12 protein-coding genes, 1 tRNA gene and 4 pseudogenes are annotated in these 15867 nt (G+C 37.3%); 7 read left to right on the forward strand and 10 right to left on the reverse strand.

The genetic code is table 11. The annotated features are described in order from the left end of the window. Positions 1-18: 18 nt before the first annotated feature. Positions 19-204, forward strand: coding sequence for a hypothetical protein (locus FD724_RS42070; protein WP_179073043.1), 186 nt, complete (start codon positions 19-21; stop codon positions 202-204). Here FD724_RS42070 and FD724_RS14045 read toward each other — a convergent pair. From FD724_RS14045 to FD724_RS40860, 4 genes and pseudogenes are all read right to left on the reverse strand, one after another. Continuing rightward, positions 171-1511 carry a transposase gene (locus FD724_RS14045; RefSeq protein ID WP_179071337.1) on the reverse strand — a complete coding sequence of 447 codons (1341 nt, stop codon included), beginning with the start codon at positions 1509-1511 and terminating at the stop codon, positions 171-173. The two genes, FD724_RS42070 and FD724_RS14045, sit on opposite strands and share 34 nt — an antisense overlap. A gap of 315 nt (positions 1512-1826) precedes the next feature. Next, a pseudogene (locus tag FD724_RS14050) lies at positions 1827-2153 on the reverse strand (IS4 family transposase); the annotation flags it as partial. A gap of 138 nt (positions 2154-2291) precedes the next feature. After that, positions 2292-3259, reverse strand: a pseudogene (locus tag FD724_RS40855) (IS4 family transposase); the annotation flags it as partial. Positions 3260-3579: 320 nt separating this feature from the next. Next, positions 3580-4824 carry an IS630 family transposase gene (locus FD724_RS40860; RefSeq protein ID WP_256874557.1) on the reverse strand — a complete coding sequence of 415 codons (1245 nt, stop codon included), beginning with the start codon at positions 4822-4824 and terminating at the stop codon, positions 3580-3582. A 235-nt stretch (positions 4825-5059) separates the two neighbouring features. Between FD724_RS40860 and FD724_RS14075 the strand changes: the two genes are divergently transcribed. Further along, a tRNA-Lys gene (locus FD724_RS14075) sits at positions 5060-5131 on the forward strand. Between the two features lie 256 nt (positions 5132-5387). Here the strand turns inward: FD724_RS14075 and FD724_RS14080 are convergent. From FD724_RS14080 to FD724_RS14100, 5 genes are all read right to left on the reverse strand, one after another. Further along, complete coding sequence (locus FD724_RS14080; RefSeq protein WP_179073046.1) at positions 5388-5552, reverse strand: hypothetical protein; 165 nt, start codon at positions 5550-5552, stop codon at positions 5388-5390. A gap of 233 nt (positions 5553-5785) precedes the next feature. Next, entirely contained in the window at positions 5786-6592 is an 807-nt protein-coding gene (locus FD724_RS14085) for a hypothetical protein (protein WP_179073047.1), read from the reverse strand. 624 nt (positions 6593-7216) lie between these two features. Then, entirely contained in the window at positions 7217-7876 is a 660-nt protein-coding gene (locus FD724_RS14090) for a KilA-N domain-containing protein (RefSeq protein WP_179073048.1), read from the reverse strand. 91 nt (positions 7877-7967) lie between these two features. Next, a complete protein-coding gene (locus FD724_RS14095; RefSeq protein ID WP_179073049.1) occupies positions 7968-8621 on the reverse strand; it encodes a hypothetical protein in 654 nt (217 codons plus the stop codon). A 99-nt stretch (positions 8622-8720) separates the two neighbouring features. Further along, positions 8721-10268, reverse strand: a complete 1548-nt coding sequence (locus FD724_RS14100) for a hypothetical protein (protein ID WP_179073050.1) — start codon at positions 10266-10268, stop codon at positions 8721-8723. A 134-nt stretch (positions 10269-10402) separates the two neighbouring features. On the opposite strand from FD724_RS14100, the gene FD724_RS14105 reads away from it, so the two are divergent. From FD724_RS14105 to FD724_RS14125, 5 genes and pseudogenes are all read left to right on the forward strand, one after another. Beyond that, positions 10403-11743, forward strand: coding sequence for a transposase (locus FD724_RS14105; RefSeq protein WP_179071337.1), 1341 nt, complete (start codon positions 10403-10405; stop codon positions 11741-11743). A gap of 13 nt (positions 11744-11756) precedes the next feature. Further along, complete coding sequence (locus FD724_RS42075; RefSeq protein WP_372726525.1) at positions 11757-12107, forward strand: WD40 repeat domain-containing protein; 351 nt, start codon at positions 11757-11759, stop codon at positions 12105-12107. A 242-nt stretch (positions 12108-12349) separates the two neighbouring features. After that, entirely contained in the window at positions 12350-13339 is a 990-nt protein-coding gene (locus FD724_RS14115; RefSeq protein WP_179073052.1) for a tRNA-dependent cyclodipeptide synthase, read from the forward strand. Positions 13340-13450: 111 nt separating this feature from the next. After that, complete coding sequence (locus tag FD724_RS14120; protein ID WP_256874558.1) at positions 13451-14128, forward strand: transposase; 678 nt, start codon at positions 13451-13453, stop codon at positions 14126-14128. Positions 14129-14230: 102 nt separating this feature from the next. After that, positions 14231-14713: pseudogene (locus FD724_RS14125) on the forward strand (ISAzo13 family transposase); the annotation flags it as partial. Between the two features lie 47 nt (positions 14714-14760). Here FD724_RS14125 and FD724_RS14130 read toward each other — a convergent pair. Further along, positions 14761-15513: pseudogene (locus FD724_RS14130) on the reverse strand (transposase); the annotation flags it as partial. Positions 15514-15867: the final 354 nt, after the last annotated feature.

Here is a 15867-nt window from a genome sequence, read left to right on the forward strand (position 1 = left end):
CAACGCTTAGAAGACGAGTTGGGTGAAGAAAAAGGAGGATACATTGAAGGCTGTCCAAGAGATTGGGAAGAATTGCCCCGACCTGATTTACCCTTGGTGCTGGGAATGGATGGCGGATATGTTCGTTCCTACGACAAAAAATCGCTCTCCAAAGCAATACCTTTGCCAATTTACGAGGGTTCAACGCCTGTAGAAACGTTATGAATCCGTCCCAAAGAAGTAATCTTGGCAAAAATCTGGGTTAATAAAATAGGCTCAGGCATTTCCGGAAGCATTTTTAAGATTTCACGGACATATCGAAAACCACGATAATGAGTCTTCAGGTCAATAATGCCAGAGTCGGGATTAAGGAGACGAAAATCCAAGAGAAGATGATGGGACAAGTTGACCATGAAAAATGCTAAATTAACAGCATTAGTCACAGCAGTTTGGCTTAAGTTCATGAAATCTTCCAGTCCCCAAAACTGCTTGGCATCACGGAAATTAAACTCGATTTGGAAGCGCAATTTGTAGTAATCTATTATTTTTTCGTAGGACAACTTTAGGTCACTAGAAAATAGAATTACATGACTACGAGCATGAGTTTTAAGATTAATTTTAACTAAAATAACTACATTTAGTGCTTGGGCAAATTCCTTGTGAAGGAGAGTGCATTGATAAACATCAGTTTGAATTTCATCCTCTATGCTACTTTTACGCAAATACTTATCAGGTATGTTATGGTAGTCAATCTTATCACCGTATTTACGACGAGAGCGTTTATGGGAGTCAGGATGTTGATATGGGATATACAATGCAGAATCGTGGCGCAACTTAGAAATTATGTGTAAGTTAACAAGACGTGCCATCTGCAAAGCATTATTGTTACCAAAATGCCCATCTAGCACTAAGTAAGTAAGCGGCACAAATCCAGCTAATAATTTGAACAGCGAATTAATCATCTTTTGAATTCGCACTAATTCAGATGTTAAAATCACCTCGGCTTTATTCTTATTCTTACTTCCTTTTGGTCGTCCACGCTTACGTTTTTCTTTAGGCTTTATTTCTGAGGCTAATGTTGAACTACTTTTTTCTACATCGCTCTTAATCACCTGTTCTATTTGAATGGGAAATGAGTGCCTTTGTTCAACACTTACTAATGATAATGTAAAGAAAGACAGTCCTAATATCGGTTTACTTACTAGGCTGGAAAAGAATCTATCCAAACCATAAGTTTTTTTACCTGATTTACTCACTACAACTTCATCTCCTGCAAGCAAATACACCTCATTTGCACGGAATAAATGCTTACGGAAAAATAGCCAAAACAACGTCGCCCAAGGTATTACTGTCTGAAAGAATCTTAATATCGTCCGATAACTACCACCAGTGCCTGCCCAACGCGAGATTCCCAACATCGTGACTCGCCCGCTCATCGTTAACATAGCCAGGATTATTTGGTTAAATTGCCGCATTGTTGTCGCGTTGATCTGCGGTAGCAGGCATTGTAGCAGTGATAAGATATCAGGCATGGGCTGCTTGTAGTGTTTGATTTATCGTTGTGAGAGACAATAAATCTACTACGAAATGCCCTACCTCTTCATACTCTTATTTTGGCAATGGTATTGTCTAGAATGTCAAATTTCACTGGTTAATATCTCTAACCCTGACATCTTAGTAAGTTAGCTACAGGTTATAATACTAAACTTTTTTCTTATGGCTGAAGATGGCTCCTATGGGGATGAGCAGCTAGAGGTAGGTTAACTTATCCCTATGCTGAGGCTGCCGCTTAAGGTGTATACCATCAGTGAGAGGTTAGAGTGATTGCACTTTTGTCAAGAGGGTGCGGGAAAAGGCGATAAATCCAGCTTGGAGACTGGTTTTCGCAGGGCTTTAACTACTCCTAAATCTTGATTTTCTTTGGCAGCGAAGTACTGAATTGGGTCATCCGCCTTACCTTTGTCATAGGCGACGCTAAAATGATATAAACCACGAAAAATCATCTCTAAAGAAATGCGGTCAAATGGCAGAGATAATTCGTCTGCAACCGCATCTCCCAAGTCAACCAATACTGCATAAAAGAGCCAAGTTGCCCACACTTGTAACTTCACACCATTAATAGAACCAGTCCATAAATACGAAAGTCCCAATAAACGTTTGACCACATAGAAAGCAGGGCAAACGCATCTAAAGTATAAGAATCCTTTAATAGCAAGGGTTTTGGCGTTTTTTAATTTAGCCTATTTTTTCATCAAGATCCTTGCCCAGCAAGGGTTTCAGAAATCCCGTGCGTTCGCCCTGACATAGAAAGCTTCTTCAATCCTCCATCTTTTCCGATATAAGTCAGCAACAACGTAGGGAGGTAATATTTGCGGGTCTAGGACAGAAGTAATGTAAGAATAGCTAGTTTTACCGACTTTTATTTCAATTAGACGTAAAGTCAGTACTGGTGCGCCACGACGAATAGTACCAAGTTGAATTAATCGGTCTTTAAGCGAATGGTCATAGCTAAAAATCTTTAAGTATTTAATAGATGCTTTAACTTTTAAACGTGTAACAAAATGAACTTCTTGGTTAATAAGTTGTTGCAAAAATTGAAAATGATAAAAACCTCTGTCAAGTAAAATCAGAGTTTTAGCAGGCAGTAAATTTAGTAATGCCGCTTCAAAATTAGTGTCTGATGCTGCGGGATTAGTGTGAAACCAAACTTCGACAGGTAAGCGAGTTACCAAATCAATAATTGTACAAATCTTACCTGCTAGTTGCCCTGCTTTCAAGTCTTCCAGGCTTTTTAACTTCCGAAATAAAGCTTCTAGAGTTGACCCATCAGCAATCCAAATTCGTTCAAAATTACGCAGTGTAAACTTAACACTATCTGGTAGTGGCGCCTGAGCCGTTGCTGCCAATTAAATTGCAATTGAGGGAGCAGATCTTTAAATACTCGCTCAAATAATTCAGATGGAAATACTAAAAATCTTTCAGAAAGAGATTGTTGGGCAACTTTAGTAACAGGACACCATAATAAACCTTCTCGTGCTAACAGACGATTCAACTCTTGAATGCCAGGAACTTGTCGCCACAACAGTGTTAATACTGCTGCCACCATTAAGGATAAATTCAGAATTCTATCTCGTAATCCTAATTGCTTGTAATATTTTTGTTGAGCAAAAACTGCTGGTGTTAATAAAGCTTCTAAGTGTTGAGAAATCGCCTCATTATCTATAGTAGGAGTATTATGTTTGTGCGCGTGGTCAGAGTTTTGTTTTTGTCGCTTGGGCATAATGGTAGACCAAACTTTTCATTCCCTCATTTGATAATTGAATTTACCTAACAATGCTGCCCACTTTTTACGTCGTTACAATACTTTTTCATCTCCTATAAAAGCAGTTAAACATTTTAAAGATAATGATAATCAAATATAGGGGGGAGGAGGTGAGCGTCGCTCACCTCCTCCCCTACCCTCAACACGATTATCATTCTTGTTTAAGATTTTTTGAGTATTTTAACTGATTGACAAAAAACACTTTGTTCTAACCTCTCACGGATGGGTGTATACTAATCTGAGAGATATTTGAGAGATAAGCTGTTACGCAGCTAAATTTAATAAATAGCATTACCTTTATTTTTAATTTTGCGTTCCCATTTAATAATAAGACCTCCTTCATTTAACAATTTATTTAACAACTCTTCTAGCTCTGATACTGACTCGAACAATCTATGAGCTATATATTCTTTTGCTGAATGCCAAACCAATTCAATTAAATTATAATCTGGACTATAAGGTGGTAGAAATTCCAGGATAATATTTGGCATTTCTGCCTTGATACGAACTAAAATATCTTTTCTTTTATGGAAGCTGGCATTATCTAAGATAATCACTATTTTCGCCGAACATTTATTGAAAGTCTCAATTGGATTTCCTTGCTCTATCCATTCTTGCAAAAGAAAATTATTCAAAGATTTAAGCTGCTCATAAAATACATCTGCATTTCCTTTTTTAATCACAAAATTCATTCTCTTCTTGTCGTGATAGCGTAACCCTCCCATAATATTTACTCTTCCTCTTCTTCTTTGACCTGTGATTTGTTTTCTTGTACCTTTCTTACCCAGGGCGAACGCACGGGATTTCTGAAACCCTTGCTGGGCAAGGATCTTGATGAAAAAATAGGCTAAATTAAAAAACGCCAAAACCCTTGCTATTAAAGGATTCTTATACTTTAGATGCGTTTGCCCTGCTTTCTTACCCCAATTTTTTCTTCTTATCACTCTCAAACTAAATCCACTCTCATCCCAAAACCATACCTGTAAACGCTCTGGGGCAACATTTTTTATTCTTAAGTATTCTGACAATTTTTCTTTAAATGCCTTACGTATTTCAGGATTCTGTTTGTCCTCTAGGCTGTATTTTGCCCAAAGGTAAACGTATTTTTTTCGCTCTAATATTCTCCCAACTTGCGAACCACTTAACTTAATTCCTGTTATCTTTTCGAGGTACGTGGCTAGTCTTGCTGCCGTCCAACGACCAAAATCATACCCATAATCTAGTGGTTCTTTTTCAATTGTTTCTAATAATAAATCCTCATATTCTTTAGTAACTTTGCGGAAGTTACCTTCTCTTCTTCCATCTAAAAAACTTTCTAGGTTATCTGGATCGCCGTGAACTGCCCAATATGCTACCGTTGGATATGCAATGTCTAAAAACTTACTAATTTCCTGATAAGTTTTTCCATCATTCATTAATAATAAAATCAATATTTTTTCTCTTACGTATGGATTTTCATGCTCTTTTAGAGTTTTTAGTAACCGTTCCTTTTGCTCTTTAGAAAGATGGTTTTTTGCTGGCATAGGTGGCTAATGCTAGGTTAATTACTTAGCTTTATTATACAATCAAGCTGCGTAACAGCTTACCCCACTGGAATTAGCATTAGTGCAGAAAATGGTCAGACATTTAGGCGGCTCAATTTATGTAGAGAGTGGAGCCGGTCAAACTACCTTCACCATCAAATTCCCCCTTTAATTCGTTTTTTGGGCGTATCACTAGCTAAATTCTCAGAAGTTGTGCTATGATAGTTGTTCGTGTGGGTGACTAGCTCAACGGTAGAGCAGTAGACTCTTAATCTATTGGTTGCGGGTTCAAATCCCTCGTCACCCACTTTTTAAGTATTTGTTTTTTCTCTCAGTTTTCTCTCACTTCAATCCAATGTACCCCTAAAACAACCAAATAGGGGTGACTACTTGGGTTGAGATAAACTTATCATTGATGACTGCAAACATAAGCTTATCTTATTAATTAGTTAATAAACTATCTGATAACCTTATAAACGCCTAACAGATTAGAGAACGTAGCTGTATCAGGCTGTAATACCTCTGTTTTGAGTTTCATGTAATGATGCCACAATCGCTTCATGTCACACTTTACAAAGGCTTACAGAGGCAGGTAGTATAGCTTTGCTGATTTTAGTATCAATAGTTAACTTCGGTTTAACTTTGGTTGATACCTGTGGTTTAGCTACAGTGGCAGTATTGGTAACTGCCTTGCCAGCGATCGCCCCAAAATCTGACAAATCTACCATAATTATCTTTTATCTAGTAGTGTGATAAGTTGACAAAAAAGGTAACTATTGATATTTACCTCATAAACTAACTTATGTTGACTTGAGTGTTACTTGAGGTTGATTAAATCGTTTTCAATGTCACACTTATGACCGTATGCGTTAGCTAGCTCGTTAATGATAACTTTCTTGACCTTAGCTAGCTTGTTAACGAGTGTTTTAGTGTAACCATCGTTATACAGTTGACTCAACCACTAATCATTGCTGTCGTTAGCGATCGCCGTATCATCTGCTTTACTATCGTTAACGATTGCATTCTGTATTTCTGCTAGTTTGCCGATAGCATAACGATTGTAGACATCCAAAGTTGTGTTAGGCATCACTAATGATCGCTCGTTAGCTGTCTGATATGCTTCTATAAAAGCTTCTAACACAATCACATTAGAGATCGGTTGATACCGTTGTTTCAATGTCTTTAGATCGTTGCCGTCGTTAATAGCAAGGTGAGAACGACGCTTCAGTGCAAGTAACAAGAGTATGCGATCATCATACGCTTGCAAGACTCTTGTTTTACCCTTACTATCTAGGTAAGTTTCTAGAAAGTTTATCTGTCCGTTATCTACCATGACTTCCATTAATCTAGCTAGCTGATAACGACGTTGTACTGTAGTGTACTCAACTAGATGTCCACCTTTAGGAAACAATAGATTACTATATGTTTCTACTGTCAAACTGAAGTCATACCCTAATGAGTAAACAATAGCGGGAACATAAGTTTCACTAGCAATTTTGATGTATTTACCGTCTGTATTCTTGGTTCTACTTTCAATCTTGCACGGTTGAGTAGTCATAAATGAGAACCGGATCGCTGTTTTCTCATCCGGGTTAACCTCAGTAAAGTACTTACAGCTAACAAACACTCGCTTTTGTCTAGCCTGTCCACTTTTTTTATCAATTGTTCCGTACTCAATGGCAGGAAATGTGATTTGTAAGTCTAACTTGGTTTCTAAAGAATGTCGCTCTGTGGTGTTAATTTGATTAATATCAATGTCAAATTCCATATTTAATTGACGCTAGTACTCATTATTATCAGACTAGCTACTATTACTTATAAAATGCCTGAGTAAAGCTACTTATAATACTTTTAATTGTGAATCCCACTTCCATGACTTTATGTAAAATCAAACACTACACTGTGTAAGTTTGATTCTAGTGTTGTAAGCCTTCTATTAGCTCTGTTATGTAGAGTGTGTACGATTTATAAAATTTAATGTTAGATAGAGTAAGTGGTGACAAGATGAATGAAAGTATTTACTATACATTTACAACAATACTACACCTTCCAGACTATACATTTATATATCAATTCATAGCTCTAGTATTACAATGTTGATACTCTAGGTAAACTTGCATGGTTACAATATATTCAACTAATCACAATTGAAGGTAGAAAAAATAAGTAGGGCGCAATCCAGGGCAAACGCATCTAAAGTATAAGAATCCTTTAATAGCAAGGGTTTTGGCGTTTTTTAATTTAGCCTATTTTTTCATCAAGATCCTTGCCCAGCAAGGGTTTCAGAAATCCCGTGCGTTCGCCCTGGGGCGCAATCAGAGCAACCTGTTATCCAACTACGCAAAATTCACCCAACACCACATAGAAAATAAACAGATATAAAAATAACAAGTCAACAGAATACTTTTGTTGACAAAACTTTACCATCGAACTCACAAATGATGACAATTGTTAGATCGTGAGCGCTGTAGACAAAATCAATTTTTACTACTTGTGGAGATAGAAAAATTAGTTTAACAGGACGATTGTAATGCTTCTGAAGAATGTGGAAGTATTGTTTGTAAGCGATCGTTTTACTGATATCTGATACCGTAACCTTATTTTTCTTCAACTCATACGCGACAACATTACGCGGATTACTTTGAATAAAATCAATCCGTCGCACCTCGTCTTCATTACCAAGAAGCGGTATCTCCATGTTGAAGCGGTTATTGTCTACACACAGATTAACCCAATTGTTGATCCGATATTGCAGGTCTGTTTCGTCAACTGGTGTAGTTGGTAGAAAAAGGGTGGTGCGACCTTTATTCTTGTATGCTGTAAACTTATCAAACTCTTTTTTGCTGACAATAAATTTACCATACAGAGTCAATTGGCGGATTTGATCAGATGCCCACAAAGCAAATCTGGCACTACACCATTGAGCGAATGCAACTGCTATCGTTCTGTGAATGTATGTGCCACGAAACTCATTTTGTCCATCAGTTTTGATGCGGATACAACCCCAGTAATTGTTCTCTTTGGCTAATTTTGTCTTTGCTCTGTTTGACAAATTCCCCCATTCGAGGTCAGACGGAATTCCAGTTGACCCTCTACTTGCTGCATATTCATAATGACACAATAGCAGCTACCGGATCGGGTAACTATGGTGTAACTTCAGTTAATTCATTAGTTTCTACTGTGTGTGCTACTGTGGTTTTTACTTGTGGTGTAACAACGGGTTCTAATGACTTGACAAAGTTTTCTAACGTTTTACGATGGCTTATATTCAGTCGATTACCTATTCTACTAGTATTCAGTAACCAACTACCAATCTCTAACTTTTGTTCTGGCAACAGGTAATTGCTGTTGATAGCATCCATCCAATCTTGTAGACTAGCCTTAACTACTTCGTATTCAGTGGCAGATATTCCCCTAGCGTATACTTTGCTGTAAACCTCAAAAGCTACGTGCAGCCAAGTCAAGCCCAGTGAAGTGTTAATCATGTGAGCATATCTGCTTATTTCACCTAGCAGCAACACTAGGTTGAATTGCAATTTACCATTCTTGTCTTTGGGGTCAAACTTTATTCCGTACTCTAGATCGATCGTTAATTCCTTAAGTAGTTTTTTCTCATTCTTGAAGTGAATGAGATCGCCTGACTTACTAGCGATAAAGTAAAATATCTCTTGTTTTGTATTGTTTTTAGTTGCAGTCTCACGAATGAGGATCGCTATCTCCTGATTGAGCCTTCCTACATTTTGGGCTACAGCGATCGCTTGCTCTGAGGATGGAGCTACAAAGTATGTGCTAGCCATTATATATTTAGTCTCCAAAAGTTTTGTAGGTGTCTGAGTGATTAACTCATTGATAACGGTAGTTCTGCCACCCTCAACCATTAGTTAATTAACGATCACCTATCCGTCAAATTTGCGTAACATGGTAGCAGATGCAGGGAATTTAAATCCCTTTTTGGTGCGGATCTGATACATATCGTGGTCTAATGCTTTGACCACCCAATATTTTGCTTTGTGTTTGGCGCTAGTCACTAACCAAACAGGTTCCCCTGCTGCATAATCTGATTTCTCAAACACAGATACACTGCTGTTTGACCGATGTAGGCGTTCGTAATCACCGGATGTCATATTGACAGGTACGGTGATTTTATCATTGTAGAATCGCAATATAGAGCGACCCTGCTTACTGTATTGCTGCTTGAGGCGTACTGGCGATCGCAGTTGTAACCCTACAAACCCAATAACGTCATTTATACTTTTGAAGAATGGTTCAATGATGTTATAGAAAAGATTTTTACCTAAGTCATCTATTTCGATGAACAGATACGACTTATTATTTTCTACTATCACATTATCTCCCATGTCGAACTCATGGGGATATGCTATATCTAAGATGGCATTGGAAAGCAAAAACGTAGATGGGATCAACCCGCTATCAACGTTGTGCTTGAAATCAGGCACAGCATTGATTTTCAATTGTTCTACTATGGTTTTAACAACTGATTGTTCTTTCCCGTAGCCTACAAATAGCGCATACCAGTTACGCTTGATAACTGATACTAGTTTTGATTCAAGTAACTGCGAAGTATTAATAGTTAACAATTGTGTGTTTTTAGTATTATTTATAACCTCTATCCAAGGGGTTAGCATAATTAATTTAGCTGTATATTGACAAATATTAGCTATATGTTTTGTCGTAATTTTTTGTTTAAATAACTTGTATTGTTTATGCTCGTACAGTTTGTACATACTATAATGCACCAAATACTGTAGCAACTGCAAGCTAGACTTGACACACAAGTAGTCAATCGCTTCCAAAGCTATTTGTTGTTGAAGTAAAGGTTGATCCTCTGTGAGATAAACACAGGATATCTCCATTTCTGTCTGATGAGTTAGAAAATATTCTATACAGTCTTTGCTAACCTTATTAATTGCTTGATTATTGTCACGTTTGATTGAATCAATCCAGTTGTGGAATTCTACATCCTCAACAATCTTTTCTTCCCCAACAGAAATCATACTTATGAAGTGCTGTTGAAATATCTCTAGCCTTTGTCCTCTATCCTGAATGAAACTACTAATTTCTGTTTTGTTACCATAAGATGAAGCTCTCAATTCACATTGTTCCACTTGTTTTGGGTCTGTACCTCGAAAATGAGCAAAATGAGGTTTTCTATACTCACCCTTTTTGAGACGAACAGGCAGGGCGAACGCACGGGATTTCTGAAACCCTTGCTGGGCAAGGATCTTGATGAAAAAATAGGCTAAATTAAAAAACGCCAAAACCCTTGCTATTAAAGGATTCTTATACTTTAGATGCGTTTGCCCTGGACGAACAGGCTCTCCGCATACATAACAACGCAACTTAAGATCGTCGTAGGAAGAAAAATTGCATTCATTTGCATGAATAATTTTGCCACCTAAACGCATTGACTTTGCGATATCCATATCTAATATATGCAGTATTTGATATTAATATCAGTTATCAATACCATTGCCAAAATAAGAGTATGAAGAGGTAGGGCATTTCGTAGTAGATTTATTGTCTCTCACAACGATAAATCAAACACTACAAGCAGCCCATGCCTGATATCTTATCACTGCTACAATGCCTGCTACCGCAGATCAACGCGACAACAATGCGGCAATTTAACCAAATAATCCTGGCTATGTTAACGATGAGCGGGCGAGTCACGATGTTGGGAATCTCGCGTTGGGCAGGCACTGGTGGTAGTTATCGGACGATATTAAGATTCTTTCAGACAGTAATACCTTGGGCGACGTTGTTTTGGCTATTTTTCCGTAAGCATTTATTCCGTGCAAATGAGGTGTATTTGCTTGCAGGAGATGAAGTTGTAGTGAGTAAATCAGGTAAAAAAACTTATGGTTTGGATAGATTCTTTTCCAGCCTAGTAAGTAAACCGATATTAGGACTGTCTTTCTTTACATTATCATTAGTAAGTGTTGAACAAAGGCACTCATTTCCCATTCAAATAGAACAGGTGATTAAGAGCGATGTAGAAAAAAGTAGTTCAACATTAGCCTCAGAAATAAAGCCTAAAGAAAAACGTAAGCGTGGACGACCAAAAGGAAGTAAGAATAAGAATAAAGCCGAGGTGATTTTAACATCTGAATTAGTGCGAATTCAAAAGATGATTAATTCGCTGTTCAAATTATTAGCTGGATTTGTGCCGCTTACTTACTTAGTGCTAGATGGGCATTTTGGTAACAATAATGCTTTGCAGATGGCACGTCTTGTTAACTTACACATAATTTCTAAGTTGCGCCACGATTCTGCATTGTATATCCCATATCAACATCCTGACTCCCATAAACGCTCTCGTCGTAAATACGGTGATAAGATTGACTACCATAACATACCTGATAAGTATTTGCGTAAAAGTAGCATAGAGGATGAAATTCAAACTGATGTTTATCAATGCACTCTCCTTCACAAGGAATTTGCCCAAGCACTAAATGTAGTTATTTTAGTTAAAATTAATCTTAAAACTCATGCTCGTAGTCATGTAATTCTATTTTCTAGTGACCTAAAGTTGTCCTACGAAAAAATAATAGATTACTACAAATTGCGCTTCCAAATCGAGTTTAATTTCCGTGATGCCAAGCAGTTTTGGGGACTGGAAGATTTCATGAACTTAAGCCAAACTGCTGTGACTAATGCTGTTAATTTAGCATTTTTCATGGTCAACTTGTCCCATCATCTTCTCTTGGATTTTCGTCTCCTTAATCCCGACTCTGGCATTATTGACCTGAAGACTCATTATCGTGGTTTTCGATATGTCCGTGAAATCTTAAAAATGCTTCCGGAAATGCCTGAGCCTATTTTATTAACCCAGATTTTTGCCAAGATTACTTCTTTGGGACGGATTCATAACGTTTCTACAGGCGTTGAACCCTCGTAAATTGGCAAAGGTATTGCATGAGGGAGCGGTTTATAGTGTCAGTTTTAGCCCCGATGGGCAAATGCTAGCCACAACTTCTGTAAATGGAACTGTTCGGCTATGGTCAATTGAAAGTTTTGAGCGTCTTTTGGCAAGAGGGTGTAACTCAGGGCAAACGCATCTAAAGTATAAGAATCCTTTAATAGCAAGGGTTTTGGCGTTTTTTAATTTAGCCTATTTTTTCATCAAGATCCTTGCCCAGCAAGGGTTTCAGAAATCCCGTGCGTTCGCCCTGGGGTGTAACTGGCTCAAGGGCTATTTTGCCAATTATTCTCATAATCGAAAAGATTTAAAGGTGTGTGACAACACAGATAGTTCTTCCTAGGTTAAATTTTGTTTTTGTTATATAAGTTGATATTTCAAAATTTATTTTCTTAATCAATCACCCTATTTTATTTATGTCTATTCAGCAACTTCAAGAATGCCTCGACTTTCACCAAATTAAATACAAAACAATTCATTATTCACCTGCTCATACATCGCAAGAACTTACGATATATCAACATAAGTTAGGGATGGATTTAATTGAGGCTCTATTAGTAGAAATTGACGAGAAAAAAAATAGCTGTGATTCTTTTACCAGAGAGTTTACAAGTCAATGTCGGCTCTCTCCAAGCAGCTTTAGATACAAACAAAGTTAGATTAATTAAGCAGGAAGAATTTGAGAATTTATTTCCCTATTGCAAATTTGGTACACTTCCTCCCTTCGGAGAACTTTACAATATGGAGGTTTTTTGGTGGCAAGATTTAGCTAAAAACCAAGAGGTTGCATTTTACGCTTATTCTTATGCTCATTTGGTCAGAATGAAGTACGCTGATTTTGAAAAAATAGTCAATCCTCAAAAGGGAATAATATTTTTGACTAGACCAAAATATCAGGTAGAGATTGCAGCAGTTATCCCACAAGTTGCTAGACATGAACTTGGCAGATATGAACATTGTTTTTTAGGGATAAGTTTAGAAAGTGAAAATTTTTCAATAGCAAAATTAGTAGGAATGACGGATTGGATTAGTAAACATTTTAAAAAATGCACTGTTTTGATTGGTGATAGCATACATAGAATTACTCTACAAATCAATCAAGATTTAAAAGAAAAACAAGCACTTAACAAGGCACTTATTCAAGGAAGACAGTACGTAGACAATGCAAGTTATGTTTTTGATAATTACATCGCCACCTGTATTTTTAATGTAATCTTTTGCTCAGAAATACAACAATCAGAAGATTATCTTAAGTATTATGAACAATTACAGAATCTCATTAGACAAGATGAGAAATTTGCCAATTCAGTTAAATCTTCTGTGAAGGAGTTTGTACTTCGTCATTTTAAACAAAATACTGAAAATTTTGATTTTTATGTAGAATTGTCATCTAGGTATTTACTCGAAGAATTAGCGGTTTTTACCTGTCTTATTAAATACGACTTATCAATAATGATGATTTATCCAGGCTCTTTATTAAAGATTTTTGAAGAAATTGCCGAAGGTCATTATCCTGGTGTTCCCGATAGCCTAAAAAAAATAGTCCATGTTTCTTTACATCTCAAACGTAGATAATGTTGCCAGCATAATAGGTTGACAATACCCGGATTTCTCACGAAGCTGGAGAAAAGAGGAGTTAAAAACTGCCAAAATATCTATTGCACATGAATTTCAGCAGTTTTAAGCATGACCCCTCAGAAAACAGATTGTATACCGGAACAGTTCAAATTTGAACAAGTAAAGTCATGTCCAGTCGTAGTTAATTTCAAGGCTGAGACTGTAACATCAGATGCAGGGTTAACTTTAATTGCGGAGCTAGACCGGAAAAGAGGAATTACATCGCGATTAGCAAGATGTTTCAAAGATTACCGAAATATGAATAGAGTTGATCATTCAGTAAAAAGTCTAATCGGGCAGAGAATATATGGTTTGATAATGGGTTATGAAGACTTAAATGACCACGAGGAACTACGTCACGACCCAATGTTTGCTCTGGCACTAGGAAAAATAGTTGGAAAGAAGAAAGAACTACCAGTTCTTGCAGGAAAAAGTACTTTGAATCGGATCGAACACTGTCCAGAAAATGTATCTTCAAGAGCTGATAGTCGATATCATCGAATTGAACATAATGCAGAGGCTATAGAAACACTATTGGTGGAAATATTTTTAGAATCATATTCTTCACCACCACGACAAATAACTATAGATTTAGATGTAACTGATGATCTGGTGCATGGTCATCAAGAAGAAGTATTATTTAACCCTTATTATCATGGGTACTGTTATGCTCCTCTGTGTTTTTACTTCAGTATTTTTCGTTTTATTTGTCTTTTATTTATCTTTAAAGACTCGGATAATACGTGATTATCTTCGGTTTCTGAATTGAATCCACTGATGTATAAAATATATTTTCCTAAATTTTACTCATCTCAATGATTTTTTCGTACTTGTGAGAAATCCGGGGGTCAACCGGCGATTTCAGTGGATACAAAAAAGAAGGAACTCATTGGTGAGTTTAAAAATCCTGGACAAGAATGGCAACCATCTGAACAACCAGTGGAAGTACGAATACATGATTTCGTTGACCCAAAATTAGGAAAAGCGATTCCTTATGGGATTTACGACCTCACGTTGAATAAAGGTTGGGTGAGTGTTGGCATTGACCACGATACATCTGAATTTGCCGTTGAATCTATCCGTCACTGGTGGTTTAAGATGGGTCAACCTTTGTACCCAGATAGTAAACATCTACTTCTCACCGCCGACTGTGGTGGCTCTAATGGCTATCGTACTAAACTGTGGAAATTGCGATTGCAAGATTTGGCTGATGAAACTGGTTTAACCATTCACGTAAGTCATTTTCCTCCTGGTACCAGCAAGTGGAACAAAATTGAACATCGGATGTTCTGTCACATTACGACCAACTGGCGGGGCAAACCTTTAACTAGCCTCATCAGTGAGAGGTTAGAGTGATTGCACTTTTGTCAAGAGGGTGCGGGAAAAGGCGATAAATCCAGCTTGGAGACTGGTTTTCGCAGGGCTTTAACTACTCCTAAATCTTGATTTTCTTTGGCAGCGAAGTACTGAATTGGGTCATCCGCCTTACCTTTGTCATAGGCGACGCTAAAATGATATAAACCACGAAAAATCATCTCTAAAGAAATGCGGTCAAATGGCAGAGATAATTCGTCTGCAACCGCATCTCCCAAGTCAACCAATACTGCATAAAAGAGCCAAGTTGCCCACACTTGTAACTTCACACCATTAATAGAACCAGTCCATAAATACGAAAGTCCCAATAAACGTTTGACCACATAGAAAGCTTCTTCAATCCTCCATCTTTTCCGATATAAGTCAGCAACAACGTAGGGAGGTAATATTTGCGGGTCTAGGACAGAAGTAATGTAAGAATAGCTAGTTTTACCGACTTTTATTTCAATTAGACGTAAAGTCAGTACTGGTGCGCCACGACGAATAGTACCAAGTTGAATTAATCGGTCTTTAAGCGAATGGTCATAGCTAAAAATCTTTAAGTATTTAATAGATGCTTTAACTTTTAAACGTGTAACAAAATGAACTTCTTGGTTAATAAGTTGTTGCAAAAATTGAAAATGATAAAAACCTCTGTCAAGTAAAATCAGAGTTTTAGCAGGCAGTAAATTTAGTAATGCCGCTTCAAAATTAGTGTCTGATGCTGCGGGATTAGTGTGAAACCAAACTTCGACAGGTAAGCGAGTTACCAAATCAATACAAATATAGGTGGGGGAGGAGGTGAGCGACGCTCACCTCCTCCCCTACCCTCAACACGATTATCATTCTTGTTTAAGATTTTTTGAGTATTTTAACTGATTGACAAAAAACACTTTGTTCTAACCTCTCACGGATGCTGCTAACCGTGATTTAATTTGCAGTTTTCTATCTATTTCAGCAATTAAGCAAAATTGGTGCATCAGATGTTACCTGTCCCCCATTCAAATTAACTACGGCTGGGACTTGACTTTGGCTGTTCAAATCTGAACTGTTTTGATATCGATCACCTTGGTGGTCGATTCATATTTAAAACTGTTGAAATGCTTGCTATATATATATCCTAACGGTTTTTA

Source organism: Nostoc sp. C057 (assembly GCF_013393925.1).
GTDB lineage: Bacteria > Cyanobacteriota > Cyanobacteriia > Cyanobacteriales > Nostocaceae > Nostoc > Nostoc muscorum_A.